The sequence below is a fragment of the Serratia sp. CY47280 genome, from assembly GCF_052168655.1.
GTDB classification, from domain to species: Bacteria; Pseudomonadota; Gammaproteobacteria; order Enterobacterales; family Enterobacteriaceae; genus Serratia; species Serratia bockelmannii.
Window position 1 is genome coordinate 770,741 of record NZ_JBJNMG010000002.1, and the last position, 25,234, is coordinate 795,974.

34 protein-coding genes and 1 pseudogene are annotated in these 25,234 nt (G+C 51.9%); 31 read left to right on the plus strand and 4 right to left on the minus strand.

All coding sequences use genetic code 11. The annotated features are described in order from the left end of the window. The first annotated feature begins 182 nt into the window (after positions 1-182). From ACJ8J4_RS13160 to ACJ8J4_RS13170, 3 genes and pseudogenes are all read left to right on the plus strand, one after another. The gene (locus tag ACJ8J4_RS13160; protein ID WP_025302228.1) at positions 183-1,664 is read left to right on the plus strand and encodes a hypothetical protein; all 1,482 of its coding nucleotides are present in this window, start codon (positions 183-185) and stop codon (positions 1,662-1,664) included. Continuing rightward, positions 1,661-2,434, plus strand: coding sequence for an ankyrin repeat domain-containing protein (locus ACJ8J4_RS13165; protein WP_264383897.1), 774 nt, complete (start codon positions 1,661-1,663; stop codon positions 2,432-2,434). Before ACJ8J4_RS13160 ends, ACJ8J4_RS13165 begins: the two co-directional genes overlap by 4 nt. 89 nt (positions 2,435-2,523) lie before the next feature. Further along, positions 2,524-3,266: pseudogene (locus ACJ8J4_RS13170) on the plus strand (ankyrin repeat domain-containing protein). A 356-nt stretch (positions 3,267-3,622) separates the two neighbouring features. Here ACJ8J4_RS13170 and ACJ8J4_RS13175 read toward each other — a convergent pair. Both ACJ8J4_RS13175 and ACJ8J4_RS13180 read right to left on the minus strand, forming a co-directional pair. Further along, positions 3,623-4,708, minus strand: a complete 1,086-nt coding sequence (locus tag ACJ8J4_RS13175; protein ID WP_076740545.1) for a phage integrase — start codon at positions 4,706-4,708, stop codon at positions 3,623-3,625. A 118-nt stretch (positions 4,709-4,826) separates the two neighbouring features. Continuing rightward, positions 4,827-5,399: a phage repressor protein CI gene (locus ACJ8J4_RS13180; protein WP_188240334.1), complete on the minus strand. Its 573-nt coding sequence runs from the start codon at positions 5,397-5,399 to the stop codon at positions 4,827-4,829. Positions 5,400-5,540: 141 nt separating this feature from the next. On the opposite strand from ACJ8J4_RS13180, the gene ACJ8J4_RS13185 reads away from it, so the two are divergent. From ACJ8J4_RS13185 to ACJ8J4_RS13255, 15 genes are all read left to right on the plus strand, one after another. Continuing rightward, entirely contained in the window at positions 5,541-5,771 is a 231-nt protein-coding gene (locus ACJ8J4_RS13185; protein WP_072270972.1) for a regulator, read from the plus strand. Between the two features lie 29 nt (positions 5,772-5,800). After that, on the plus strand, positions 5,801-6,310 hold the full coding sequence (locus ACJ8J4_RS13190; RefSeq protein ID WP_076740406.1) for a phage regulatory CII family protein: 510 nt from the start codon (positions 5,801-5,803) through the stop codon (positions 6,308-6,310). Positions 6,311-6,320: 10 nt separating this feature from the next. Beyond that, positions 6,321-6,500 carry a phage filamentation protein Fil family protein gene (locus ACJ8J4_RS13195; protein WP_076740543.1) on the plus strand — a complete coding sequence of 60 codons (180 nt, stop codon included), beginning with the start codon at positions 6,321-6,323 and terminating at the stop codon, positions 6,498-6,500. Between the two features lie 11 nt (positions 6,501-6,511). Further along, entirely contained in the window at positions 6,512-6,814 is a 303-nt protein-coding gene (locus ACJ8J4_RS13200) for a hypothetical protein (RefSeq protein ID WP_188240335.1), read from the plus strand. Between the two features lie 63 nt (positions 6,815-6,877). Then, complete coding sequence (locus tag ACJ8J4_RS13205) at positions 6,878-7,120, plus strand: DUF2732 family protein (protein ID WP_122078013.1); 243 nt, start codon at positions 6,878-6,880, stop codon at positions 7,118-7,120. After that, entirely contained in the window at positions 7,120-7,431 is a 312-nt protein-coding gene (locus ACJ8J4_RS13210) for a DUF5405 family protein (RefSeq protein ID WP_080497817.1), read from the plus strand. Before ACJ8J4_RS13205 ends, ACJ8J4_RS13210 begins: the two co-directional genes overlap by 1 nt. Positions 7,432-7,442: 11 nt before the next feature. After that, positions 7,443-7,655 (plus strand): TraR/DksA C4-type zinc finger protein, encoded by a 213-nt coding sequence (locus ACJ8J4_RS13215; protein ID WP_392391998.1) that lies wholly within the window; start codon positions 7,443-7,445, stop codon positions 7,653-7,655. Continuing rightward, positions 7,595-7,768, plus strand: coding sequence for a hypothetical protein (locus tag ACJ8J4_RS13220; protein ID WP_164119597.1), 174 nt, complete (start codon positions 7,595-7,597; stop codon positions 7,766-7,768). The genes ACJ8J4_RS13215 and ACJ8J4_RS13220 overlap by 61 nt, the downstream gene beginning before the upstream one ends. 9 nt (positions 7,769-7,777) lie before the next feature. After that, entirely contained in the window at positions 7,778-8,059 is a 282-nt protein-coding gene (locus tag ACJ8J4_RS13225; protein WP_089185059.1) for a DUF5405 family protein, read from the plus strand. Further along, the gene (locus ACJ8J4_RS13230; RefSeq protein WP_188240336.1) at positions 8,049-9,056 is read left to right on the plus strand and encodes a phosphoadenosine phosphosulfate reductase domain-containing protein; all 1,008 of its coding nucleotides are present in this window, start codon (positions 8,049-8,051) and stop codon (positions 9,054-9,056) included. Before ACJ8J4_RS13225 ends, ACJ8J4_RS13230 begins: the two co-directional genes overlap by 11 nt. After that, positions 9,053-11,269, plus strand: coding sequence for a replication endonuclease (locus ACJ8J4_RS13235; RefSeq protein WP_188240337.1), 2,217 nt, complete (start codon positions 9,053-9,055; stop codon positions 11,267-11,269). Before ACJ8J4_RS13230 ends, ACJ8J4_RS13235 begins: the two co-directional genes overlap by 4 nt. Before the next feature lie 80 nt (positions 11,270-11,349). Then, positions 11,350-11,532 carry a hypothetical protein gene (locus ACJ8J4_RS13240; protein ID WP_102780101.1) on the plus strand — a complete coding sequence of 61 codons (183 nt, stop codon included), beginning with the start codon at positions 11,350-11,352 and terminating at the stop codon, positions 11,530-11,532. A gap of 47 nt (positions 11,533-11,579) precedes the next feature. Further along, positions 11,580-11,777 (plus strand): hypothetical protein, encoded by a 198-nt coding sequence (locus ACJ8J4_RS13245; RefSeq protein ID WP_126186641.1) that lies wholly within the window; start codon positions 11,580-11,582, stop codon positions 11,775-11,777. 309 nt (positions 11,778-12,086) lie between these two features. Continuing rightward, positions 12,087-13,076 carry an AAA family ATPase gene (locus ACJ8J4_RS13250; protein ID WP_188240338.1) on the plus strand — a complete coding sequence of 330 codons (990 nt, stop codon included), beginning with the start codon at positions 12,087-12,089 and terminating at the stop codon, positions 13,074-13,076. A 17-nt stretch (positions 13,077-13,093) separates the two neighbouring features. Next, positions 13,094-15,541, plus strand: coding sequence for a S8 family peptidase (locus ACJ8J4_RS13255; protein ID WP_188240339.1), 2,448 nt, complete (start codon positions 13,094-13,096; stop codon positions 15,539-15,541). A gap of 45 nt (positions 15,542-15,586) precedes the next feature. Here the strand turns inward: ACJ8J4_RS13255 and ACJ8J4_RS13260 are convergent, their stop codons facing one another. Both ACJ8J4_RS13260 and ACJ8J4_RS13265 read right to left on the minus strand, forming a co-directional pair. Further along, positions 15,587-16,615 carry a phage portal protein gene (locus ACJ8J4_RS13260; RefSeq protein ID WP_188240340.1) on the minus strand — a complete coding sequence of 343 codons (1,029 nt, stop codon included), beginning with the start codon at positions 16,613-16,615 and terminating at the stop codon, positions 15,587-15,589. Continuing rightward, on the minus strand, positions 16,615-18,387 hold the full coding sequence (locus tag ACJ8J4_RS13265) for a terminase ATPase subunit family protein (protein ID WP_188240341.1): 1,773 nt from the start codon (positions 18,385-18,387) through the stop codon (positions 16,615-16,617). Before ACJ8J4_RS13265 ends, ACJ8J4_RS13260 begins: the two co-directional genes overlap by 1 nt. A gap of 142 nt (positions 18,388-18,529) precedes the next feature. Here ACJ8J4_RS13265 and ACJ8J4_RS13270 point away from each other — a divergent pair, with 142 nt between their 5' ends. The 13 genes from ACJ8J4_RS13270 to ACJ8J4_RS13330 all read left to right on the plus strand — a co-directional run bounded on the left by ACJ8J4_RS13270 (position 18,530) and on the right by ACJ8J4_RS13330 (position 25,230). Next, a complete protein-coding gene (locus ACJ8J4_RS13270) occupies positions 18,530-19,345 on the plus strand; it encodes a GPO family capsid scaffolding protein (RefSeq protein ID WP_188240342.1) in 816 nt (271 codons plus the stop codon). A gap of 42 nt (positions 19,346-19,387) precedes the next feature. Then, positions 19,388-20,599: a phage major capsid protein, P2 family gene (locus ACJ8J4_RS13275; RefSeq protein WP_169539807.1), complete on the plus strand. Its 1,212-nt coding sequence runs from the start codon at positions 19,388-19,390 to the stop codon at positions 20,597-20,599. A gap of 2 nt (positions 20,600-20,601) precedes the next feature. Next, positions 20,602-21,261: a terminase endonuclease subunit gene (locus ACJ8J4_RS13280; RefSeq protein WP_188240343.1), complete on the plus strand. Its 660-nt coding sequence runs from the start codon at positions 20,602-20,604 to the stop codon at positions 21,259-21,261. Between the two features lie 93 nt (positions 21,262-21,354). After that, entirely contained in the window at positions 21,355-21,843 is a 489-nt protein-coding gene (locus tag ACJ8J4_RS13285) for a head completion/stabilization protein (RefSeq protein WP_188240344.1), read from the plus strand. After that, positions 21,843-22,046, plus strand: coding sequence for a tail protein X (locus ACJ8J4_RS13290; RefSeq protein ID WP_015379118.1), 204 nt, complete (start codon positions 21,843-21,845; stop codon positions 22,044-22,046). The genes ACJ8J4_RS13285 and ACJ8J4_RS13290 overlap by 1 nt, the downstream gene beginning before the upstream one ends. A 2-nt stretch (positions 22,047-22,048) precedes the next feature. Continuing rightward, on the plus strand, positions 22,049-22,258 hold the full coding sequence (locus tag ACJ8J4_RS13295) for an HP1 family phage holin (RefSeq protein ID WP_015379117.1): 210 nt from the start codon (positions 22,049-22,051) through the stop codon (positions 22,256-22,258). Further along, positions 22,242-22,754 carry a lysozyme gene (locus ACJ8J4_RS13300; RefSeq protein ID WP_142002200.1) on the plus strand — a complete coding sequence of 171 codons (513 nt, stop codon included), beginning with the start codon at positions 22,242-22,244 and terminating at the stop codon, positions 22,752-22,754. The genes ACJ8J4_RS13295 and ACJ8J4_RS13300 overlap by 17 nt, the downstream gene beginning before the upstream one ends. After that, the gene (lysB, locus tag ACJ8J4_RS13305; protein ID WP_188240345.1) at positions 22,751-23,179 is read left to right on the plus strand and encodes an Rz-like lysis system protein LysB; all 429 of its coding nucleotides are present in this window, start codon (positions 22,751-22,753) and stop codon (positions 23,177-23,179) included. Before ACJ8J4_RS13300 ends, lysB begins: the two co-directional genes overlap by 4 nt. Continuing rightward, positions 23,073-23,303 (plus strand): Rz1-like lysis system protein LysC, encoded by a 231-nt coding sequence (gene lysC / locus ACJ8J4_RS13310; protein ID WP_230199994.1) that lies wholly within the window; start codon positions 23,073-23,075, stop codon positions 23,301-23,303. The genes lysB and lysC overlap by 107 nt, the downstream gene beginning before the upstream one ends. Continuing rightward, on the plus strand, positions 23,275-23,748 hold the full coding sequence (locus tag ACJ8J4_RS13315; protein ID WP_188240346.1) for a phage tail protein: 474 nt from the start codon (positions 23,275-23,277) through the stop codon (positions 23,746-23,748). Before lysC ends, ACJ8J4_RS13315 begins: the two co-directional genes overlap by 29 nt. Next, positions 23,735-24,181: a phage virion morphogenesis protein gene (locus tag ACJ8J4_RS13320; protein WP_188240348.1), complete on the plus strand. Its 447-nt coding sequence runs from the start codon at positions 23,735-23,737 to the stop codon at positions 24,179-24,181. The genes ACJ8J4_RS13315 and ACJ8J4_RS13320 overlap by 14 nt, the downstream gene beginning before the upstream one ends. Before the next feature lie 72 nt (positions 24,182-24,253). Continuing rightward, a complete protein-coding gene (locus ACJ8J4_RS13325) occupies positions 24,254-24,883 on the plus strand; it encodes a phage baseplate assembly protein V (protein WP_049278480.1) in 630 nt (209 codons plus the stop codon). Further along, positions 24,880-25,230, plus strand: coding sequence for a GPW/gp25 family protein (locus ACJ8J4_RS13330; RefSeq protein WP_049278481.1), 351 nt, complete (start codon positions 24,880-24,882; stop codon positions 25,228-25,230). Before ACJ8J4_RS13325 ends, ACJ8J4_RS13330 begins: the two co-directional genes overlap by 4 nt. Positions 25,231-25,234 lie beyond the last annotated feature (4 nt).

The window sequence follows — 25,234 nt, forward strand, 5'->3', positions numbered from 1 at the left end:
TTTACTGAATTGTGATAATTTTGCCCATACCCTATTTAGGCGTGACACAGAAGATAAGGATATCCAATGCGTTATCGTTCGCTAACGCTCGACGAAACCAGAAAAAGTCGCCCATCTGGCGAGCTGCACTGCGATGGCGCGTCTGTGCCGACCACGGAACCTTACGAGTGGGCAGGCGCCGTATGAAACTGATTCATTTCTCCTCTGAACACACGGCGCCGGAAAGCTTTTCCAGGATACTTAACCCTACAGCAGCGCGGTATGAGCTGGAACGGCATTATCTGTTCGGCGGCGCAGCCGGCATATCGATAAGCAGCCGGTATCCGATTACCCGCAATACTCAATCCGGGATTGGCGTCACCGGTTATCGTGAGGACGTGGCTGTGAAGCGCAGCGTGCTCGATGAGATCAACCGGGGCGGCTTGCTGGCGATTGATCAGGGAATGGGCACCTGGACGCCGACGAAATATGCTTTTTACGTCGACGCGGAAGGCCGATTACAGCGTTATCCAGGCAGCTCTCTTCCCGCCTTTTATCCTATCGGGCGCGTGATCGCCCGCTATGAAGAAATGGTCAGCCGCTATGGCCACCGGGCAAAACCGACGGTGCTGCCGGCGAGGCAGAATACGACCCGGAATCCCCCTCTGCAGCAAGCCATCGCGACCGCAGTAGCAACCGTTGCCGCCACGGTGCAGGCCATCCGTCCGCTGACCAAGGCAGAACGCTGGCAAGAACGCCAGTACCTGATAGGGCGAGGCAACCGCAGCATTTACCCGGATGCGCGCATGGCGGCACAGCGCCTGGCGGAGAACAACGTCGCGGTCGAAAAGGCGAAGTTGGCTGAGAATGTTTACAAGACCACTAATCCGCTCAAGGACACGATAGACATCCCTGAAGGCTGGAAGGATATCAGTAACAATGATGGGGCGCTGGGCCGGCTTGGTTTGAGCAGTAACATGCTTTATGACAAACCAATGAATCCTGACTTTTTAGCCCGAGTTTATCAGCCAGACGAAAGTATCTTTGGCAAGGCGATGAACCCGACGGTGGTATTCCGCGGATCGCGGGCACCAGAATTCCCGGAGGGAATAAGCCGCGCAACCCAAAAAGCCTTAATAAGGGGTGACTTATCAGGCATTAAAAATCTCAGTGACTGGAAAAACAACGGTGCTCAGGGAATAGGGCTTAATTCTGAATACTACAAAAAAGCGGTTGGTATTGGCGATAAAATTTCAAAGGTATCCAATATCGACGTTGCAGGTCACTCATTAGGCGGTGGCATGGCGTCTGCTGCCTCCATGGCCAGCGGCAAGCCAGCTTGGACGTTTAATGCCGCTGGATTGCATGCGGGAACCGTAGAAAAATACGGCGGCTCTATAATAGGCAGTGTCGATAATATTCAGGCGTATCGCGTAAAAGGGGAACTGTTGACCAAGCTGCAGGAGGTTGATTTGTGGGAGGATGCCAAAGACCTCAAATTTTATCCGCCGGCGGTGATGGCGAAAGAACGGTTGTCCCTGTTGGCGCCTGACGCCGTGGGAGTAAAACACACGCTTTCCGGTGGAACAGGCTCACTGCTGGATAAGCACGGTATAGACCAGGCGATACAATGCATTGAAAATGAAAAAGACGATGACATTGCCACAATCAAGGGAAGAATATGAAAAAACTTATTCTCATTATCACGATGGTAGTGTCTACGCTCATCATGCAAGGGTGCGAAAAAGGTATGGATTTACAACCGCAGGATTATTTTGACGGTCAGCAATTGGACATTGCCAAAGCCATTTATGATGGTGATAGGCCGCAGTTGGATAAACAGTTATCATCAGTAAACAAAGAGATCTTAAATCGTCCAGCTAAGGAAGAAATGACCTTATTGTTCTGGGCAATAAACAATGCCATCTATGATAAAACCACACCTGAAAGGCTGAAAATTATCACTGATTTGGTAAAAGCCGGCGCAGATCCTTTACAGCCTCAACCCAACACGCCAGGTAGCCCAGCTGAATTTGTTATGAAAGCGGATAAAGGCATCTGGATACAGGCTATGTTAGAGGGCGGACTTTCTCCAAATGCTAGGGATAAGGTTCATAATCAACCCATTATATTTAATAGCATCTTTGCAAAAAACACAGAAACATTAGAGGTCATGTTGGAGCATGGTGCTGATATAAATATAAGAAATTCACTGGGTGATACGCTGCTCATCGATGCTTTAGACTATCACTCCTATGACCACGTCATTCTTTTATTAGAAAAAGGCGCCGATAGCGATATAAGAGGCAACTCGGGTTGGACGATGGGTAATCAACTACAACGGCTGATTAATAGGAGTACGGACGGCAGTGAGGCGAAAGCGTCTCTTGAGCGCATCAAAGACGAGCTAATTAAGCGTGGTGGGAAATGGCCACCTCTCCCTGTCAGTAAATAAGCCGTTCTCAGTATCCCAAGGGTATAGAGGGATACTGATACGGTAATAAAGCAAAGTTAGGCCGTGGTTATGTTAAAAATGGAGATGGCATGAGGCACAGCGCTCTTATCATTATCATGTTGCTGTCGATGCTCATGATGCAGGGATGCGAACAAGGTAGGGATCTACAACCACAGGATTACTTTGAAGGGAAGCAGCTAGATATCGCCAACGTCATCTACGAGGGTGACAGGAAAAAGCTGGATAAGGTTTTACCAACGGTAAGCAAAGAAACGTTAAATCGGCCCGCCAAGGCGGAGATGACGTTGCTATTCTGGGCGTTAAATAACGCTATCTTTGACAAGAACACGCCAGAGCGCCTCAAGAACATTACGGATTTAGTCAAGGCGGGAGCAGACCCACTGCAGCCAAGAGCTGAGGGAGGAGTAGCCCCGCTGAATTTGTTATGAAGGCGAATAAAGGCGTATGGATACAAGCTATGTTAGAGGGCGGGCTCTCTCCAAATGCCAGAGATAAGGTTCATAATCAACCCATTATATTTGAAAGTTTTGATGCGGCGAACACAGAAACATTAAAGATGTTAATTGCATACCAAGCTGATGTTAATATCAAAGGGGCTATGAACAGAACTCCACTAATTAATGCGCTGTATAACAGTTGCCCTGAGCACATTGAGGTTCTTTTGGCTCATGGCGCTAACCCCTTAGCCAAAGATGATTTTAATGACAACTTCCTTTCTTTGATTTCTGCGGAGATAGATAAAGGGGATAAGAGCAATGCGTATATAAAAAAGCTAATTAAAATTAAAGAAAAAATAAAACAGGTGAATTAGTTCGCCTCGGCTCTCATGGGGGACAATGCTGGTCTTCTTCCGGTGCAGTACCATGACGTGATGACATACAGGAAGATGACGGGATGAGCCACCAAAGAGCACCCAGCCGACAGCGACGAGAGTGCTGTTGTTAAGTACCGTTTGTGACGCCATCTCTTTGAACAGTGGCAAATCCACAAGCAGCGTTTCTATGTTGAAACCTGCACATTGATGGGACGCTGGCGTAAGCGACACTCAGAGGTAGGATGCTTTATGCCTGACGACGAGGCAGCGACAACGGGTGTTTCGGGCCGTTTCAGGCAACAAAAAACCCGATTTTCTCATGACAATAATAAAATCAATAAGTTATATGTTTATCAAGAGGTTGATATAGTGATAAGGGGTGGTGAAGGGTGGTGAGTGCCAACCTGTGCCGCCACTTTGTCGCCACTTGGCATGGTTGCCAGCGGGTTGAATTGCAATGCAGTTTCGAGGTGTTCCGGGGCAAGGTGCGCATAACGCATTGTCATCTTAATGTCGTGGTGGCCGAGGATACGTTGTAACACAAGAATGTTACCTCCCGACATCATAAAGTGTGCCGCAAAGGTATGGCGTAGCACATGAGTTAGTTGGCCTTTGGGCAATTGAATGCTGGTGCTTTCGAGCGCGGCCATAAAGCGAAAATAGCATTCGCTGAATAAGCGATCATCGCCCCGCGTTATCAACTTCTTGTACAGCGCTTTACTGATCGGAACGCTGCGGTTCTTTTTACCTTTGGTACGGATGAAGGTGATCTTATGCGGTGTTATCTGTGACCGGGTAAGGTTTTCCGCTTCTCGCCAGCGTGCGCCGGTGCTAAGACATACCTCAACCACAAGCGGCAAATCAGAATCACCTCTGCTGCATGCTGTTAACAGCTCTGTAATTTGTGCGTGGGTAAGCCACGCCATTTCCTTTTCTGCGACAGTGAACTTGCGCATGTTCTCTAGCGGATTGGGTTGGTTCCATTCGCCAAGCCGGGCAAGCTCGCTGAACATACCGCTTAGGTAGCTTTGTTCAAGATTTACGGTGACTGGTTCTGCGCCGTTCTTCCACTTCTCGGAAAAGTAGACTTCACCGGACAGACGCTTATCACGGTAGTGCGCGAAGTCTTTTGCTGTAAAGGTAGTAGCAGGAGGATCGCCCAGTGCTTCAATCACAAGGCATAGTTTCTTGTAGGTGTTTTCACCAGCTGTGAGGGATTGGCCGTGCAGGTTGTACCAAAGTTTGGCGATCTCGCTCAACTTACGGCGATCTATTGCTTCGCCTAACCACGGCTTGTTATCCACCTGTTCCATGGTAAAGCGCTCAAAGGCGATAGCTTCACCTTTAGTTGCAAACTGCTTACGCACCCTACGACCGCTGCGGCCAGCGGGATAGCACTCACATAACCACTTACCGGATGATTGTTTGCGAACTGCCACTATGACCCTCCTCATAAAAATGAGGTGCATTTAACTGTATAAAAATACAGTGGTCAATGTTTGTTATAGCTATCTTAAACATTCCCAACCAGTAGGTGGGGTGGCGCTATAATGCTATTTATATTTTTTCACATTTAATCAAGATCTTAGCTATGAACTTTAGTTCGTCAATAGCGCAATCAAACGAGTGTTTTTTATCAGAGATATTGACCTTGTTTCCGGGGATGCGAACCAGTTCACGGATGCTTATATTGTCGTCAATATCAATAAGCCACGTACCATCATAAATTTCTGTAAAACCGTGCGAAGCGATGTACTGAGTGTCACCATCAATAATCAAGACTGGCTTTGTGATGTCTGCGGGAAGAAAGGATTTATCTAATAGCAAAGTCTCGCCATCTTGCAGCTTTCTGTCTGTGAGTTCTTTGCTGGGAACTGCAAGAGCATTTGGGGCTGTGACAACAGCTTGATCAAACATTTCACCATGACCATATGTTAACCAGCGTACAGATGCTCCCGTATCTAAGGCGCATTTCAAAACGTACTCCGCAGGAAAAGCATTACGGTTTTGTCTGTTCGCAAGGGCGCTAGCTGTGATGCCTAGGGCTTCACATAATGCCAGCTTAGTCTTGACCCCGTAGGCCATTACCATCCGTTCGATCGCAGACTTTGCATCTTGATTAAATTCCATAAAATCCCATTTTGCCAATATTTGCTTTGACATTGTCATTTTGTGGCATTAGATTCACTTCCAATTTGGAAGTTAGCAGCCTTATCACTGCTTACCACCCTTTACCACGACCCACCACAGGTCAACGGAGGATCTTGCACTATGCGTCCGAGTATTTCAATTGCGGTTCCTACTCCGCATGTAACAGTAGAAAAGTACTGTGAACTCACTGGGTTATCGAAAGAAACTGTATCTGACATGCTTGATGATGGGCGTTTGTCATCCTACCGTCACCGTCTGTCTAAGGATGGAAAACGTGAAAAAGTACTCATCAATATGGTGAAGCTAACACTAGATGCACTCTCGAAATGTGAAGTTTCGGTTTCGGTTTGAGATACTGCCACCATCAAAAGGGGAGAGGAATGTTTGATTACGAGGTTTCAAAACATCCACATTTTGATATGGCCTGCCGCCAGTTCTCTGTGCGTCATAACTTGGTTACGCTTGGCGATAGCATTGGTATGAGGCCGCAGGTATTACGCAACAAACTGAACCCGGAGCAGCCGCACCAGCTCACTTGTGCGGAGTTATTGGCGCTTACTGATGCTACTGAAGACGCTGGCTTGCTCGATGCCTTGCTGGCACAAATCAACTGCATGCCGTCTGTACCGGTCAACGAAGCCAGCACCGGGAACATCTCTGCCTACGCGCTGCACGCTACTGCCGCAATCGGCAACGTTGCCGCCGCCGCCGTGCAGGGCGACCACAAAACGCCGGTACGCAAAAGCGCACTGCTTGAAAGCGTCAACACGGCGATCCGCCATTTGTCGCTGATCGGCTTGACCGTTCAGAACCGCATCCAATCCACCCCGGCTCTGGCCTCCACCGTTGATGTGCTCAGCGGGCTGAGTGCTGTTGCTGGTTTAAGCTGAGGCGATCACCGTGGTTATTTCTATCGCTCCACTGCTGAAACAACAAAGCCCATCGCGGCATTTTGAACACGGTTTTATTGAACTGCCGGGCGGCAAGCGCTGGTGCCCACGTCACGATCAGGCTGCCTTGCTGCGTGGCCTGTCAACGGCTAAGCCAGTTTCACCGCTGCGCCGTTTTTTCTGCCGTTAATTGGGGCTGTCATGTTGTTGGCTACTGAAACACAAAAAGCGATCGGCATTAAGCGCATTTCACAGATTAAGCGTGAGCTGTTCCCGCATAAGCAGAATCAGGCGCAAGAGGCTTTTGATAAGTCGCCGGAACATATCCGCAGAACTGTTTGTTTTCATGCCGGGCTGAAAGAGCGGCATATAAAAATGAAGTTTGCAGAAATGAGATATTCAGAACGTAAACAAATCGTGTGGGCGCTGAATGACCTGATTGATTTATCAAAAACCTTACCGCGATTTATCAGTGATGATGATTGCGAATTAAACGTTAATTAACCGCATTGCGTAATTCTGGCGTTAACCCGCCGGGCATCGCTTTGTCTGAAATAAGGGTTAAATATGTCGAATGTGATTTTTATGGGGTTAGACCCAGCAAAGGAAGGTAGCGATATTTCACAGGTGGCTGTGTTGCTTGATAACGCCCGCCTTGATGAGCGTAAGAACCAAGCCGATCTCGCCGCTGCTCGTTTGGTACGTTTGGCTGCACATATCTCTAAGAACGGCTTAACGGCTGCCGAGGCTGTAGAGCTGCTCCGCCAAGAGGCCGAGTCGATAGAGAATCAAGCGCAGGAGCTGCACTAATGGCTAACGTGGTTGAAGTTAATGGCACCTTCGCCATCATTAAAATCGAAGCGCAGGGGACTAACCCGGAAGCTTTAATTCTGGCGGATGTAAAAACAGACAAAGAAACCAAGGGGAAACATTATCCAACAAGAGCGGTTTACTCTAATGAGTTAAAACTGATCTCTGACCTGATTAATTTATCCGTTAATCGAGGCGTATTTCATCAATCAATTACAAATATTAGCGATGTCATTAAAGAATCACACCGTGTCGCGGAATTAGGGCGACAGGCTCTAATTCAACTGAATAAAAAATCGGAGTTGCACTAATGGCCGACTTGATGGACTACGAACAGGAGCGGCAAGCGCTGGTATTAGAGGCGCAGATTACCAATGCTCGCAAATCCTCCGCGCTGCCTTCTGCCTTTGTTTGCGAAGAATGTGATGCTCCGATTCCTGCCGCGCGTCGCGCTGCCGTTCCCGGCGTTGATACATGCGTAAGCTGTCAGCAGATCCGCGAGACGCAAAGTCACCTATACGCGGGGAAGGCATGACGGAGTTCTCTATTTTGTTCGGCCTGCTGGCGTTGCTGGCAGGTCATTTTATTGCGGCTGATTTGAGCGATTCAGAATTTGCACGCAGACCAGAAAACCAAAATTACGATTAAGGAAATAACATGGAAATTAAAATCGGCTCTGAGTTTGTTATCACCAGCGATAACCTGCAATTCATTCTTAATACGGTGAAGGTGGGGAAAACAGGAAAAAGCGAAGGCCAAGAGCGTTACGAGGCTATTGGCTATTACCCTACGATTAACCAGCTTGTGAACGGCCTTATTCATCACAGCGTCCGTAATTCCAGTGTTAATAGCATTGCATCACTGGGCGCGGAAATAGGTCGCATTGGCAACCTGTGCCAAGAGGCTTTTGCGGTATGTGAGGCTCGCAATGCAAATTGATAAGCGTTGCTTAGAAGAGGGCACCATTAATCTGGTGTCTGTTTCTGGTGGTAAAGATAGCCTTGCTCAATGGTTATTAGCTCGTGAGGCTGGCGCTGAAGTTCTGGTGGTATTCGCTGATACTGGTCACGAACACCCGCAAACTATGGAGTATCTGGATTATCTAGAAAGCAAGTTAGGGCCGATTCGCCGTGTTAAGGCCGATTTCTCTGATCGCATAAAGGGCAAGAGAGAATTCATAGCTGAGCGTTGGCCTGTGACGCTGGTAACTGAGTGCGGGTATACTGAGGCACAAGCCGCCACAATTATCGAACTGGCGCTAAAAACACTTCACCCAACCGGTATTCCATTTCTTGACCTCTGCATGTGGAAAGGGCGCTTCCCTTCCACTAAAGCTCGCTTTTGCACTTTCGAGTTAAAGCATAACCCTATACGTGATCAGATTGTCATTCCACTACTGGACAAATACGACGAAGTTATTAGTTGGCAAGGTGTTCGTGCAGAAGAATCTTCTGCGCGTGCTGCATTACCTGTTTGGGAAGCGGATGCGGACAATACCCGTGGCCTGAACATTTACCGCCCGATTCTTGAATGGAAACACGCTGATGTTTTTGCTATGGCGAAACGGCATGGCATCAAACCAAATCCATTGTACGAACAAGGGTGTAGCCGGGTTGGGTGTATGCCGTGTATTCACGCTCGTAAATCTGAGCTGGCCGAGATATTCAGCCGCTGGCCGGAGGAAGTTGCCCGTGTAGCGGAATGGGAAAAACTGGTGGCCGCATGTTCGCGCCGTGGCAATTCAACGTTCTTTCCATCGACGCAAGATCCTGCAAAGGCAGAACGCCGGATTGCATGCATTACAGTGGAGTCTCACGGAATTGAAACCTACCGCGATTGGGCTATGACTACACGCGGTGGCCGCCAGTTTGACCTTGTGGCCGCGATGAATGATCGCACAGCCTGCAGCAGTATTTACGCCGGTGTATGCGAGTGAATCAAACACTAACCGCCTACGCTTACCCATGGAACGAACCGCGCCCGGCTGCTGCCGGGCCGGTAAGACCGCTTACCCGTGAGGAACTCGCTCAGGGGCAAGCTGTTTTAACCAATATTCGCCGCCTGCCGCGCTTCCTCAGCGCCATGTTCCTGACGCGTTACACCAACTTGCTCAAGAGCAAAGGGCTACACGACGCCAACAAATGGCTGGTATTCCAGTTCGATCGCCGCATCTGGCCGCGCCTGCAAACGGTGAGCGCCAAAAATGCGATGAACCTCGCCGCGTCAATGCGGTTTTCTGCTGAAGTTGATAATTACGCAGCTCTGCCCGGCATGGATGACAAAGAGTTACGCCGCCTTGCCGATCGCGTGGCCGGTCAGCTTCTGCAGAATTACGCAGATTACTGCGATGAGTTTGTGGCGGAGAACGGCGGCGACAATGCCGGGCTTTTCGAAGATGCGACCCAATCAGAATTTTATGGCCGCATTGCCAGTATGGCGCGCGCCTTCAACATCATCCCGATGCACTGGCGCAAATACCGCAAGGGCAAACTGGATGCCCGGTCAGCGATTGCCAGCTTGTCACGGTTGGTTAATTCCGAGTGGTGGGAACGCCAGTTGAAGGCCCAGCGCACGCGCTGGCGCGAGGCGTTGCTGATCGCCCTGGGTAATGTGAACCGCGGGGCGTCGTCGTATGCCAGTAAGCAGGCTATTCGGGATGTTAAAGCGCGCCGCCAGTCCAATTTTGATTATCTGAACAGCCGCGAGCTTGAGAACGTCGAAACCGGCGAACGCTTCAGCCTCATCGACAAGGTGATGGCAAGCATCTCTAACCCGGAAATCCGTCGTATGGAGTTAATGGCGATGATCGCCGGTGTTGAGCAGGCCGCTGCTATCCGTGGCGATAAAGGGATGTTTATCACCATCACCACCCCATCCAAATATCACCCGACGCGCGCCGTCGGCAAGAACAGTCCGAAGGTGCATTTTAATCACAAATGGGATGAAGAGGCGTACACACCAAAAGACGGCCAGCGCTATCTTGTGAAGCTGTTTAGCAAGATCCGCACAGCGTTTAAAGATGCGGGCCTGCAGGTCTACGGCGTGCGCGTTGTCGAACCGCACCATGATGCGACGCCGCACTGGCATATGATGCTGTTTACCTCCAAAGAGCAGCGCCAGCAGGTGATCGACATCATGCGCCGTTATGCCATGGCTGAAGATGGGGACGAGCGCGGCGCCGCCAAAAACCGGTTTGACTGCAAGCACCTGAACAAAGGCGGTGCGGCGGGCTATATCGCCAAATACATTGCAAAAAACATCGACGGCTACGCGCTGGATGGCGAACGCGATCATGAAACCGGCGAGCTGTTGACTGATACGGCGGCCGCCGTCACCGCGTGGGCGTCAACATGGCGTATCCCTCAATTCCACTTTATCGGCCTGCCGTCGCGCGGCGCATGGCGTGAGTGCCGCAAGATCCGCTCTGTCAGTCTGGCCGATGAGTTTGACGAAACCGTTGAGGCTGTGCGCGCTGCTGCTGATGCCGGTGACTTTGCCGCTTACATTCTGGCGCAGGGTGGCCCTAACGTTGCCCGCGACGATCAGACTGTGCGTGTAGCCCGCCGGGTTGCCGACGAGCGCAACGCCTATGACGAAGAAGTACAGAAAATTGCGGGGATTTTTGCCCCGCATATCGGCGCCGATCGCGTTTATGAAACCCGCACCACGCAATGGCGCATCGTCGCTAAAGCCGTTGCCGTTGAGCCTTTGACTTTGAAAAGCGCCTCCGGCGCGCCTCGGAGTCCTGTCAATAACTGTGGGTTGGTCGGCAGCGGTGGCGCCGAAAATGCGCAGGATGGGGGGCCTGTAGAGGCCGTGGCGGTGATGGAACATGCACCGGAAACCCAGATTGACTGGGATGACATGACCGTTGCACGGTCTGTTATGACGCGTTTACGGGCAAATGCCCCGCAGATAAACAGGCAGCAAAGAGGAATTGACCCATATAAGCGTATAGAGCCTGCTGCATCGGCCAGATTGACCACTGCCGAGCGCGATCGCGTATCCAAAATTTACTCAGAGCTGGCACTACACGGCATCGAGCCGACGCGCTGGGAACTTGAGGCACTGGCGCGCGGCGCTAAAGTCAAATTTGGTGATATTTCAATGCACTATCCGGCGGTTAGCGATTGGGCGGGCTTCCAATAATTTCTTGCGCAATTAAATCCGATAGGCATATACTGTATATGCATACAGTAATTAAGCATCGGAGGGAAAGGGTGCAAGCAGTGGATGAAGTGGTTGTTTTAGAAAGAATTGAACTCATCGCCCGTCTGGGGGTTTGTTATGAGAGCCAAGCGAAAGACAAAGACATTGCACTGATATGGATTTCAGAACTGGCGGGGGAGATGAAAACCAGCATTGCCCCTGAAAAAGCAGAAGTGATCAGGCAGCTTGCCGCGATCTCTTAATCCATAGGTGACGTATGAGACGAGATTTAAACTTAGCCGGGGCGTTTATGGAGGCGCTGAACTTCAACGAGAACGGCAAGGGCCGCCGCATAAAGACCGTTGATTTCATTCACGCCGCAAACCGGCTCGGCACACACCTAACGCCTGAAGAGGCGAATTACTACATCAAGCACCAGTCCGGCCACGTTTTCAGGCTGATTGACGAGGGGCGTTATCAGCACAATACATACCTTTTTCTCTGCTGATAGCCCATGCATGCATAGAGTGCATGAAATCGCATGATGATCCGGTGTTATTTTTACCCCCGCAGCACCAGCACTGGCGCGGATCGCGCCGGATCATGCAACCGCATTAAAAGCGACACATAAAGCGCGCAGGCGAGGCGGGGATAGCATTGCGCGCAAGCACCATAAAGCCCATCTGCACAAGTGAGGACAGAGAAAGATGATTAACCTATAGCTGAGATATTTAGTTAATGCTATGATAAATACAGGAATGTCAATAGGCGTTCGTGATTATGTAATTAGTCGTCAGTTTAGTCTTAGGGAAATATCATGGCCAGTGCAAATCAATTAAAATTATTAGTTAAAAATTTTATAGCACGAGATGATAGAAAGTTTTTGTCAATCGTATTACAGATTGCTGCCCATGAAGCAAAAATTGGCCATGTGAAACTTGCTGAAGAGTTAAGGTTGCTAGTCGAGAAAGCGAAAGTAACGAATTTAAATAATCAAAATGATTCATTTCCAAAAATAGTCTCATCTAGTACTGCTGTCATTAATCACTCTTCATCTGAGCTGTTTTCAATATCTCATCCGACGATATCTTTGAAAGAAATAATTCTTCCGGTTGAGGTTTATCAAAAGATAAAAAGATTCCTGGATGAAAACAAAAACTCGATTAAGATAAGGCAATACGGGTTAATACCAAGAAGACATTTGTTGCTATACGGACCACCCGGAACTGGCAAGACTTTAACTGCTAGTGTAATAGCTCATGAACTCCATTTCCCATTATTTACAGTGCGAATGGATTCGTTGATTACGAAGTTCATGGGTGAGACCTCTGCTAAGTTAAGAAGCATATTTGATTACATAGCTCAAAACAGAGGGGTTTACCTATTTGATGAGTTCGACACAATTGGTTCAAAAAGAAGTATGGAAAATGATGTTGGAGAAATCCGTAGGGTTCTCAATACGTTCCTGCAATTGCTTGATGAACATCACTCTGACAGTTTGATTATTAGTGCGACGAACCATAAAGATATCCTAGATGGGGCTCTTTATCGTCGATTTGATGATGTAATCGAATATGTTCTCCCTGAAAAGGGAAATTTAGAAAAGCTGATTAAGTCGAAGTTTGTATCATTCAAGCTTAAGATAAATGATTGGAGTGAGCTTTTAGATGTGGCAGATGGGTTGAGTTTTTCAGAGGTAGCAAAAAGCTGTGATGACACTATAAAGTATGGAATTATTAATAATAAGAATGAGTTAGATCAGAGCGTACTTCAAAATGTGTTTTTAGAGAGAAAAGCTTATAAATAATGTAAAAGGATAATTATATGAAGGCTCATATTAAATTAAAGTTACCTCAAAGCTTAATGGATTATAGAGCGATAACTAGCGCCCCTCCCAAGAAAAGGTCACCAGTAAATAGAAATGCGCATTTTGCAAAATTACGTAGCGGCCTTGATGAAGCAATTATAAAGCATGTTAAATCAGTGGATTTATCTGAGGAGATTTTTGGAGATGGTTCTGCTCCTCAAAGAATGGTATTGACTTTCAAGGATAACCCTGAAGTTAGTGATAGGCTTTCTCTTAAAAGCCTTGATTCAAATGGAATGAAATTACTATCGGTTAATACGGTAGATAGCCAAGTTGTAGCAAATGTAGCTATACCTATAGATAAGATAGAAAAATTGAAAACTATTCTATCTGAATATGCGACTAAAGAAACAGCTAAAAAGAGACCTAAGAACCAACCTCTTGTAGAGTCCATTTCTGAAATAGATTACGGAGGGGTTGAGTCATTATGGTTTAGCACTAAACCATTACCTCAAGATGTCGATAAACTTGAAAGCTACGAGGTTTGGTTAGATACATCAACTGATACTAGTGATAAGGTTTCAGCTCACCTGGATTTGGTTTGCGAGAGATTAGGGGTTGTTGTAAAACAAGGAGAAATAAACTTTAAAGAAAGGCTGGTGAAAATAATTGTAGCTTCTGTTCGTCAATTAAATGCATTGCAAAGAATTACTCAGTTTATTGCAGAGTTGAGACCCGCAAATACTGTAACGACAGACTTTCTTGAGCTCTCCACTGCTGAAAATTTTCAATGGGCTGATGGGTTGGAATATCACTTTATCGAACGCCCGGTACCTATATGTATACTTGATACTGGCATAAACTCGGCACACCCATTGCTTAAAGAGTTTGTGAAAAAGGAAGTTGTAATTTCTGCTGAGCCCCAGTGGAATGCTAGTGATATTCAAGGGCATGGCACGGGAATGGCAGGATTATCATTATATGGTGACTTAAAAACAGCGATTCAGAATAAAAAAATCACAATAAATGGTATTGTAGAGTCTGTTAAGATATTGCCTGATACTGGTGCCAATGATCCTAAGTTGTACGGGAACATTACTTCAGATGCCGTATATAATGTTGAAACTATAGCGCCATCTGAAAGAAGAGTTTTTACTATGGCTGTCTCATCTCCTTACTATTTAAAAGGCGCTCCTTCTAGTTGGTCAGCTATGATTGACTCATTGGCTAGTGGGAGCCCTGATGATCCAGCTAAGCGGTTATTTATACTTTCAGCAGGTAATATGAGACCGCAAGACTTACCAGAGTACCCGGATAAAAATATCTTGTCATCCATTGAAGATCCTGCAAATTCATACAATTCCTTAACGATCGGATATTGGGCTAGTGAAGATAATATCACTACTGAGGGATATCGTCTCTTAGCTGAACTTACAGATCTGGGGCCTAGCTCTACAACATCTATATCATGGGGAAAAAACTCTCCCTTTAAGCCTGATGTTATTTTTGAAGGTGGGAACCATGGTTTTGACGATACTCTCAGATTTGCGGCAGATTTAGAAGAGTTAAGTCTTATGACTACAAGCCACAGGGTGGCCTCAGGTAATTACTTCTCATCTTTTGCTGAAACAAGTGCAGCAACTGCAATGGCATCATTGTTCGTTTCGAAGTTGTGGGCGCAGTATCCTAATTACTGGCCGGAAACAATACGAGCATTAGTGGTTCATAGTGCCACATGGCCAGCAAAAATTATGGAGCGTAACAAGTCATTACGAACTAAAAGAGAGATTGAGGTGTTACTAAGGATGGCTGGTTATGGCTACCCAAATCTTAACAAGGCCATATCGAGTGGAAATAAGTCAGTAAATCTTATAATTGAAGATCAGATTCAGCCATATAAAATTACTGGTACGTTTAACAAAATGGTTTTATATACATTGCCTTGGCCATCTTCTGAGTTGGAAAAGCTTGGTGCAGAGGAGGTTAAGCTTAGAGTGACTTTGTCTTATTTTATAGAACCCAACCCAGGCGAAAGAGGGTGGGAGAATAAATATAAATACAGCTCATTTGGTCTCAGGTTTGACTTTAATAGTCCCGGCGAAAGTGCGGATGAGTTTGTTACTAGAATAAATAAAAAGTACAGAGATGAAAATCCAGATATTGACGTAGGGGATGGCGATTCAAGTAAGTGGTTGCTTGGGCCAACGTTAAGGAATAGAGGGTCAATTCATTGCGATGTTTGGACCGGCACTGCGATTTCCCTTGCTGATAAAAAGCATATTGCGATCTTCCCCGTAAGCGGATGGTGGAAAGACTTAAAGCGAGAGAATCGACAAGCAAGCATGGCTCGATTCAGTCTTATAGTTTCCATTGAAACTAAAGAAAACAATATTGAATTGCATAATGAAATATCTCAAATCCTTAAAGTGGAAACTGAGGTGGAAAATATAGTTCCTATTCAATGATTTTTCATGCCTCCACCTCGCTATGGGGAGGCATGCGTTTATATGTTAGCTTAAATCATAATTTTTGAATTTAATTACCTCTGCATCAAGCCATAAGTTGATTTCCTTCATTCTTTCCTGAAGTGGTGTTAACTCATTCCGCACAAAAACCTGGCTAGCCTTTTCCACATCCCCAAACCCCCCGGTATTATTTGGAATGATCCCCATCATCTGCGGCGGTACGCGGTGTGCGCTTAGCAGATCGTCGCGGCTGGCGTTCTTGATGTTGAAAAAGTCGTCTTTGGTGGCGACCTCGGACAGCGGCAAAATTTTGATGCCGTCCGGCTTGCCGTTCGGCGCGTACATGAACAGATTGCGGAAATTCCCTAAGCCCTTGGTGTCGCGCATGGCTTGGCGCATTCTGTCAACGTCGCTGGTACTCTGCGCCGCGTCGGTCATATACAGGATGTAACCGGCGTGCGCCCCGTTCTGGTAATACTTACGGCGGAACAGCGTCGCTGCTTCGTTCAGCCAAGCGGAGTTTAGCGCGCTGAGGTACTCCGGCAGCCCGTACAGCTCTTGGTTAATATCCGGCTCAATCAAATGAAACACGCTACCCGGAGTGAACTGGTGTGGCTCTTTCCAGTCATGCACAAACCAATACGTATCAGGTTCAACACCCCGGCGGGTGTATTTTGCCGGTGAACACTGCAGGCGCAGTGGTTCTCCGAGTCGATTTTTCCTGACCTCTAAAAAGGCGTTACCAAATACCAGATAATCCAGCACGTAACGGCTAAACTCCTGCTGACTTAACAGCCGGTGCGGGATGAATGTTGACGCTAAAATATTGCGCTTAACGTACATTGGCGAGCTGTGATGCACGGCGGCGCGCACACTGCGTGCCAGCCCATCGAAGCTAATCGGCGGCTCGTACCACTTGCCATTGGTCGTGCACTCGATGTAATCCAGAATTTCCCGCTTATCCAGCACAGCCGAGGGCTCGCCAAAGGTGAACGCCTCAACATGCTGCTTCTGCTCTGCAGCCGGGGCTGGTGCCGGGGTGGTAAATGCCTTGCGGCCTTTGCGTTTGCTCATCAGTAAAACTCCAAAATGTTCGGGCTGCTGTGGCCGCTGCCTGCGGTCAGCGGTTCGTTCAAGAGGGCGTGCATGATTGCCCACGCGACATCGGCGTGGCTGGCTTCTTCGCTGCGGCTGGCGGTGTAGGTGGAACGCGCGCCGCTGGCGGTCATGGTTTTGCGGATCGCCATAAAGGCGGCGGTGATGTCGGTGTGGCTGGTGTCGTATTCCAGACAGCCGCGCCCGATGGTGTCTTTTGCCTTCAGCACCATGGCGGTTTTGATTTCTGGGGTGTATTTGATCTCCCGCGCGGCCGGGAAGAACTCGCGCACCAACTGGAAAACACCTTGGCCGACGGTGGTCGCATCAATGCCGATGTACTCCACACAATATTTTTCGGTCAGGTCTTTAATCTTCTGGGCCTGAGCGGCAAAGTTCATGCCCTGCCACTGGTGGCGCTCGAGCACGCGGAACTTGCCCCCGGCCACCATTGGCGGCGCGATCACCGCACACCCGGCGCTGTCGCCGCCGTTGGCTTCGGATGGGTCGTAGCCGATCCACACCGGGCGATAGCCGAACGGCCGCACGGCGTAAGGGTTGAAGTCTTCCCACTCTTCCAGCGTATCGACCATGCAGCCTTGTAGCTCGGCGAACGGGAATACCGACGCGGTATCGTCCACAAATTCACACATCAGCAGGTTCTGATACTCTGCCGGGCTGTATTCGAGCGACAGCTGATCGAGGTCGAACAGGTTACAGCCGCCGGTCAGCGCATCCTCAACCGTGACAATCTGGCGCCATTGCCCATCGCCGCACAGCACGCCTTTTGACAGGTGGCTGTGGCTGAGGTCGAGCTGAACGTGATCGGCTTTGCTGCGGCGGCCTTTGTTGAACAGTTCCCCCGACCAGAACGGATAAGCGGAGTGCGCCAGACTCGACGGCGTGGAAAAGTAGGTAGTGCGCCACCGCTTGTGCAGCGACATCCCGCTGGCGACTTTGCGCAGCTCCTGAAACTTCGGTATCCAGAAATACTCATCCAGATATAGATTGCCGGTGTAGCTCTGCGCGGTGCGCACGTTGGTGCCGAGGAACATCAGGCGGGCGCCGTTCGGCAGTACCATCGGATCGCCTTTCAGGTCAACCTCGACCATCCGCGCAAAATCAATGATGTAATTGCGGAATACGTGCGCCTGCGCCTTACTGGCTGACAGGAAAATCTGATTGCGGCCGGTGGTCAGCGCATCGAGTAATGCTTCGCGGGCAAAGAAGAACGTGGCGCCGATCTGGCGCGATTTCAGGATGTTGCGGATACGGTGTTGCAGCCCGGCGCGATACCATCCCATCTGATACTCGAAGGTGGTTTCTGCGAAGATGCTTTGCAGCTTCTCCACGGCGGCCTCACTGAACACGTTGCGCTCGGCGGGCTTGCGCTCGCCTTTGTTGCGGTTGGCGACGTTCGGGTTTAAGTCCGCCTCGTTGCCGGTCGCCGAATAGCGATTGACCCGCGCCAGCCGTTCAATCTGACGGCCTAACAGGTCGATTTCTTTGAAGTCTTTCCCCTCCTTGACGTCTTTCATGATGAGCTGAATCAACCGCGCTTCCATGCTTTGCTCAACGCGGGAAATGGGCGCGATGTCGTCCCATTTATCGCGCAGTTTCCAGCTCTGCACGGTCGGCCCCTTGAGGTTCAGCGTTTCCGCAATTTGGCGCACAGAGAAGCCCTGCCAGTAGAGCAAGGCAGCTTGGCGGCGCGGATCGCTGATGATGGTTGTTGCCTGTGTCGTATTCATGCCGCCAAGGCTACGAAAGCGCCGGGCGACTCGCATTAAGCCCTTGTTGTGCCTCAGATCTTCCAACCGCAACGCGTTGAGACGCGGCGCCATTCCCCCGAAACTAGCCCCGAACCCAATCACCACAACCGGAGCCGTTTACATGGCAAAGAAAGTTACTAAGTTTTTCCGCATCGGCGTTGAAGGCGACACCGTTGACGGTCGCGAGATCGGCGCTGCGGATATTCAGCAGATGGCCGCGACCTACAGCCCGAAGGTGTACGGCGCCCGCATCAATATGGAGCACATCAAGGGGATTTTGCCTGACGGATATTTTCGTCGTTACGGCGGCGTGGTTGAGCTGAAGGCCGAGAAAATCGACGAGCCGGACGAACCGCTGTTGCACGGCAAGTGGGCGTTGTACGCCAGTCTGGCCCCGACCGCCGATCTGGTGTCGATGGTTGGCGCGGGCCAAAAGGTTTTCACCTCGATGGAGATCCGTCGCGATTTCGCCAAGACCGGCAAGTCGTATCTGGTCGGGTTGGCCGTCACCGATGACCCGGCGAGCCTCGGCACTGACATGCTGGAGTTCAGCCGCCGCCACGAGAACGTCGAGTTCTCCGCGCCGCTCGAAGTTTGTTTCGATTTTGAGCCGGTCGCTGACCCGGAAACCTCATTCTCTGCCCGCATCAAAGCGATGTTTAGCCGCAAGCAGGCCACCGACGATGTGCGATTTGGTGAGATGGAAGGCGCCGTGATGACCGTGGCCGAGCAGTTGCAGGACGCGGACACCCGCTTTACCGAGAAATTCGCTGCACTGAGCGAGCAGGTAGCCGACCTCAAGCAACAGGTAAAAACCGGCAGCGATGCGTTCAGCGCGCTGCAAGCCCAGCTTTCCATCTCGGAAGATTTCAGCCAGCAGGCCCGCCCGGAAGCCACCGGCGGCAACAGCGCGCAAGACGTGCTGACCGACTGCTAAGGCAGTCATACCCGATAAAACCGAATAAAAATAGGAAGAAAAATGCGCAAGCAAACTCGTTTTAAATTTAATGCTTTTTTGTCCCGCCTTGCCGAACTGAATGGCGTCGCTACCGGCGATCTAGATAAAAAATTCAGCGTTGAGCCGTCCGTTACGCAAACCATCATGACCCGCGTACAGGATTCCTCCACGTTCCTGACCCGCATCAATATCCTGCCGGTGAAGGAAATGAAGGGAGAGAAAGTTGGTTTAGGTGTGAGCGGCACCATCGCCAGCACCACCGACACCGCCGGCGGCGATGAACGCGAAACGGCCGACTTTGCCACGCTGGACACCGATGACTATTTCTGTCAGCAGGTGAACTACGATTTCCACATCCGCTACAACACTCTCGACCTGTGGGCGCGTTATCAGGATTTCCAGACCCGCTTACGCGATGCGATTGTGAAACGACAGGCGCTCGACCGCATCATGATCGGCTTTAACGGTACGCACCGCGCCAAAACCTCCAACCGCGTCAAGTTCCCGCTGCTGCAGGACATTGCGCCGGGCTGGTTGCAGAAGTACCGCGAGAACGCGCCGGGCCGCGTGATGAATAAAATCGTGGGTATGGACGGCAGCGTGGTGTCTGAAAACATCCGCGTGGGTGCCGGTGGCGATTACGCCAACCTCGACTCGCTGGTGATGGATGCCACTAATACCCTGATTGCACCGTGGTATCAGGAAGATCCGGAACTGGTAGTGATCTGCGGTCGTCAGCTGCTGGCCGACAAGTATTTTCCGCTGGTCAATCAGGAACAGCCCAACACTGAAGCGCTGGCCGCCGATCTGATTATCAGCCAGAAGCGCATCGGCAATCTGCCCGCCGTGCGTGTGCCGTACTTCCCGGCGGATGCGCTGTTGATCACCCGCATGGATAACCTGTCGATCTACTGGCAGGAAGACACACACCGCCGCCATATGGTGGAGAACGCCAAGCGCGACCGCATCGAAAACTATGAGTCCATCAACGAGGACTATGTGGTGGAGGATTACGCCTGCGGCTGTCTGGTGGAGAACATCGAGCTGTTGGCCGTCAAGCCGACCGAGCCAAACACCAAGGCCGCACTGCCGACCTCCGGCGATGACATTAAGGCGCTGGCCGGTGCCATTGTTGAAGCGGTGAAGGTTGCCACCGCTCCAGCGGAGCCAGTCGCCGAAGTGAAAGACCCGGAGGAAGCACCGGCAGACGACAAAGCGAAAGGCGGTAAATAACCATGACCAGCCCTGCCCGCCGTCACCTTATGCGCCAGTCAGCGGTCGAGGCCGCGCAGCGGGAGAATGACCCGCTGCGCCACGCCAACGGCTATGAACGGATGATGCTTAAACTCAATGAAGATAAGCGAAAGCTCAAAAAGGTGCGCTCAAACGAGCGTAAAGCCGAACTCAAGCGCCAACTGCTGCCGGACTATGCCCCCTGGGTTGCCGGTGTGCTGGCCGAAGGTCGCGGCGCGCAGGACGCCATTCTGATGACGGTCATGATCTGGCGTCTGGATGCCGGGGACATTCCCGGCGCGCTGGACATCGCCCGCTATGCGCTGCGCTACCAGTTGGCGCCGCCGGGCAATTTCGCACGCTCCACGCCATACCTCATCGCAGAAGACGTCGCCGAGTCTGCCACCCGCGCCTTTGAGGCCGGGGAGCCGGTCAACATTGACCACCTCACGCAGACGATGGAACTCACCGACGCAGAAGACATGCCCGACCAAGTGCGCGCCAAGTTGCACAAAATCACCGGGTACGTCTTGCGCGCGGCGGGCAGGGCTGAACTGGCATTGAACCACCTTAAGCGTGCGCTGCAGTTGCATAACGGCTGCGGCGTGAAAAAGGACATTGAACGGCTGGAGCGGGCGATACGCACTGCCGCCAGCCGCTGACAGAACGCGCCCCGCGCCGGGCGGCACGACGGCCGCGACAGGTTTCACCTCGTTAACGCCGTCGTCCACCGCCCCCTAACTTTCTGAGGTCATATGAGCACCGTTGTGATTAAGCGGCCACGCCCGGACGCGCCAGCACCGCGCCCGGAGGATGAGCCGATCGTTAAAAACGTCTTTTTCTGGCCGGACATTGACCCGGCGGACGTGCGCGACGTGATGCGCATTGAAGGCACCATCACCGCCCCGCGCCTGCGGCTGGCAATTAAAAGCGCGATCGCGGAGGTAAACGCCGAGCTGTTCATTTTCCGCCGCGACCAGATGGCCGACGGCTATCAGCGGCTTGAGGATGTGCCGGGTGAACAGCTCGACGGCGAAAGCGTGCGGGTGAGCGAATACCGCAATGCCGTCAGCGCGATGACCATGGCGACGCTCTCGGAGCAATACCGAAGTTTCGACACCACCGCCACCGGCGGCCGCAAGGCTGATGTGATTGAAGCCTCGATCGGCGAGCTGTGGCGCAACGCCCGCAACGCTATCAGTAACGTGGCCGAGCGTAGCCACTGCATCATCGGGCTGCTCTGATGAGAGTCTACGCCCTGCAGGGCGACACCGTTGACGCGATTTGCTGGCGCTACTACGGGCGCACGCAGGGCGTGGTTGAGCAGGTCTATTCGCTAAATGAAGGGCTGGCCGCTGCCGGGGCAATATTGCCCCACGGCCACCCGGTCGAGCTGCCGGACGTGACCGCCGCGCCGCAGCGTGAAACCGTCAATTTATGGGATTAGCAATGGAGAAAATTACGTCGTGGGTGGCCTATACCGTAGCGGCCTTTCTCGCTTGGATTGGCCGATACAGTCCTCAGGATATCGCCTTTATGGTCGGCGCCGCCGTTGGCGTTGGGACGTTCCTCGTTAACTGGTACTACCGCCGCAAAAGCTACCAGCTGTTGAACAAGTTGGGCGTCAGCCGGAGGGTTTACGATGAACTCAATCGCTAAACGCTGCAGCGTGGCCGCCGTGCTGGCGCTGGCGGTGCTGCTGCCGCAATTCAGCGCGCTGCAGATCTCTGAGACCGGGTTGCGCCTGCTTGCCGATTTTGAAGGTTGCCGCTTATCGCCTTACCAATGCCAAGCGGGTGTCTGGACAAGCGGCATTGGCCACACGGCCGGGGTAAAGCCCGGCGCGGTTATCAGCGAGCGCCAAGCTGCCGTTAACCTCGTTGCCGACGTATATCGTGTGGAGCGCGGCATAGGTCGCTGTATGCCTGTCACGATGCCGCCGCCGGTTTATGACGCGGTGGTGTCCTTTGCCTTTAACGTCGGCGTTACGGCCGCCTGCGGCTCTACGCTGGCCGGTTTCATCAAGCGGCAGGACTGGCGCAGCGCCTGCCAACAGTTGCCGCGCTGGGTGTTCGTCAACGGCGTTAAATCGCCGGGACTGGAACGGCGCCGGGCGGCGGAGCTGGCCCACTGCCTGATCGGGGCCGCGCCATGAGCCGCGTGATCGGGTGGTTTCTGGTGCTGGCGCTGGTCGTCGCCGGTTGGATGAAATGGCAGGTTGTCACGTTGGGGGAACGGCTGGAAAGCGCCCGGCAGGAGAACGGCCGGATTGCGGCGGCGCTGACCGATACCCGCGCGGCGATCGACACGTTGCAGGCGGCGGTAGGTGTGCTGGCGCAGGAAGAGGAAAAGTTAAGGGGCGACCTAAACGCCGCGCACCGGCTGGCGCTGACGCGCGAGCAGAAAATACAGAGGTTACTCAATGAAAATCAGCAATTACGGGACTGGTTTAACACTGCTTTGCCTGCTGACGTTGCCCGGCTGCACCAGCGCCCCGGCTTCACCGGCGCCGCGGATTATCTACGTTGGCTGTCCGAAAGTGAGTCTGTGCCAAATCCCGGCCAGCCGCCCGGCGACTAACGGCGATCTGAGCGCCGATATTCGCCAGCTTGAAAACGCCTTGGCGGCCTGCGCGGTGCAGGTCGAAACGATAAAACACTGTCAGGAACAACACGATGTTAAAACCGCAACAGCTCCGCGCTGAGCTGACAAGCTGCCTGCCGTGGCTACAGCGCAACCCTGAAAATCTGCAAGTGCGGGTAGAGCGCGGCAATGTGGTCGCCACGCTTGCCGCCTCGCTGTCCCATGAGTACCGCTATACGCTTAACCTGCTGTTTTTGGACTACACCGGCGATCTGGATTTAATCATGGTGCCGATTCAGGCATGGCTACGGGAGAACCAGCCGGACATCATGGCAACTGAGGAAAAGCGCCGCACCGGGATCACCTTCGCGAGTGACTTCAACAACAACGGCTCTTACGATTTCAGCGTATCGCTGCAGCTGACCGAGCGTGTAGTGGTCAGCGAACAGAACGGCGCACTACACGTTAAGCACCTGCCGGAGCCGCCGTTACCGGAGGACATCACGCGGCCGATGCAGCTCTTTGTTCACGGTGAATTAGTGAGTGAATGGCATGAGCGAGCTTAATCCCTTTGACACCCGGCTGGCCGGGCTCATTGCCAAGCTGTCGCCGCAGTCGCGTAAGTCGCTGGCCGTTGCCGTTTCAAAGCGCCTGCGCGCCGGTCAACAGCAACACATCAAACGCCAGCAGGCGCCGGACGGCACACCCTACGCGTCGCGCAAAACTCGGCTTCGAAACAAAAAGCGCCTGCGCGATCGGGCAATGTTCTCCAAGCTGCGCACGGCCCGTTACCTGAAAGCCCAGGGCAACAGCGATGCGGCCGTGGTTGAGTTTGTCGGGCGGGTTCAGCGTATGGTCAATGTGCATCATTTTGGCCTGCGCGATCGGCCGACGCCGCACAGCGAGGCGGTAAAATATGAGGCCCGTCCGTTGCTGGGATTTGGCCCGGATGACGTCAAAATCATAGAAACGGCCGTGATAGAACACCTCGCAGAATAACCCCCTGTTGTGCCTCCGATCTTCCAACCTCATCGCGTTGTCGCCGCCCGCGCCGGGCGGCATCCTTCCAGCATGAACAATCAACACGACATTTTGCGCCTGCTGCGCAACCTGATCCGCATCGGCACCGTGAGCACCGTTGACCTTGATAACGGCCTGTGCCGCGTCGAAACCGGCGGCAATCTTACCGACTGGCTCAACTGGCTAACCTGTCGCGCCGGGCGTACTCGCAGCTGGTCGGCGCCCTCGGTCGGTGAGCAGGTGCTGATCTTTGCGCTGGGTGGCGAACTCGATACCGCGTTTGTGCTGTGTGGCATTTTCTCTGACGACTTCCCGGCCCCGTCTGCGTCGGCGGATGCGCTGCATATCGCATTCCCTGATGGCGCGGTTATCGAGTACGAACCGGAAACCGGCGCGCTGAGTGTGTCAGGCATTAAAACCGCTGACGTGCAGGCGTCGGAGTCCATCACCGCCAGCACTAAGGTGGTGATCGTTACGGCTGACAAAATCACGCTCGATGCGCCAGAAGTGGTCTGCACCAACAAACTCACCACCGGCACGCTGGAAGTGCAAAAAGGCGGAGAGATGCGCGGGAACATCGAGCACAGCGGCGGCTCGTTCTCGTCGAATGGCGTCGTTGTTGATTCGCACACACACGGCGGTGTCCAGACCGGCGGCGGGAAAACGGGGAAACCAACATGAACAGCGCCAAATATATCGGCATGAACCGAGGCACCGGCCGCACGCTGACTGACATCGAGCATATTCGCCAGTCCGTGGCGGACATCTTGGTCACGCCGCAGGGTTCGCGCCCGATGCGCCGGGCTTATGGCTCGTTGCTCTCTGAGCTGCTCGACCAGCCGCAGAACGACGCGCTGCGCCTGCAGATTATGGCCGCCTGCTACAGCGCGATTTTGGCGTGGGAGCCGCGCGTCAAGCTGACCGGCATCGCTTTTAATACCACCTATGACGGCAAGATGGTGATCGACATCACCGGCACCCGCACCGATGCCCCCGGCGCGCTGTCGCTGTCTGTTCCTGTGAGCTGAAACC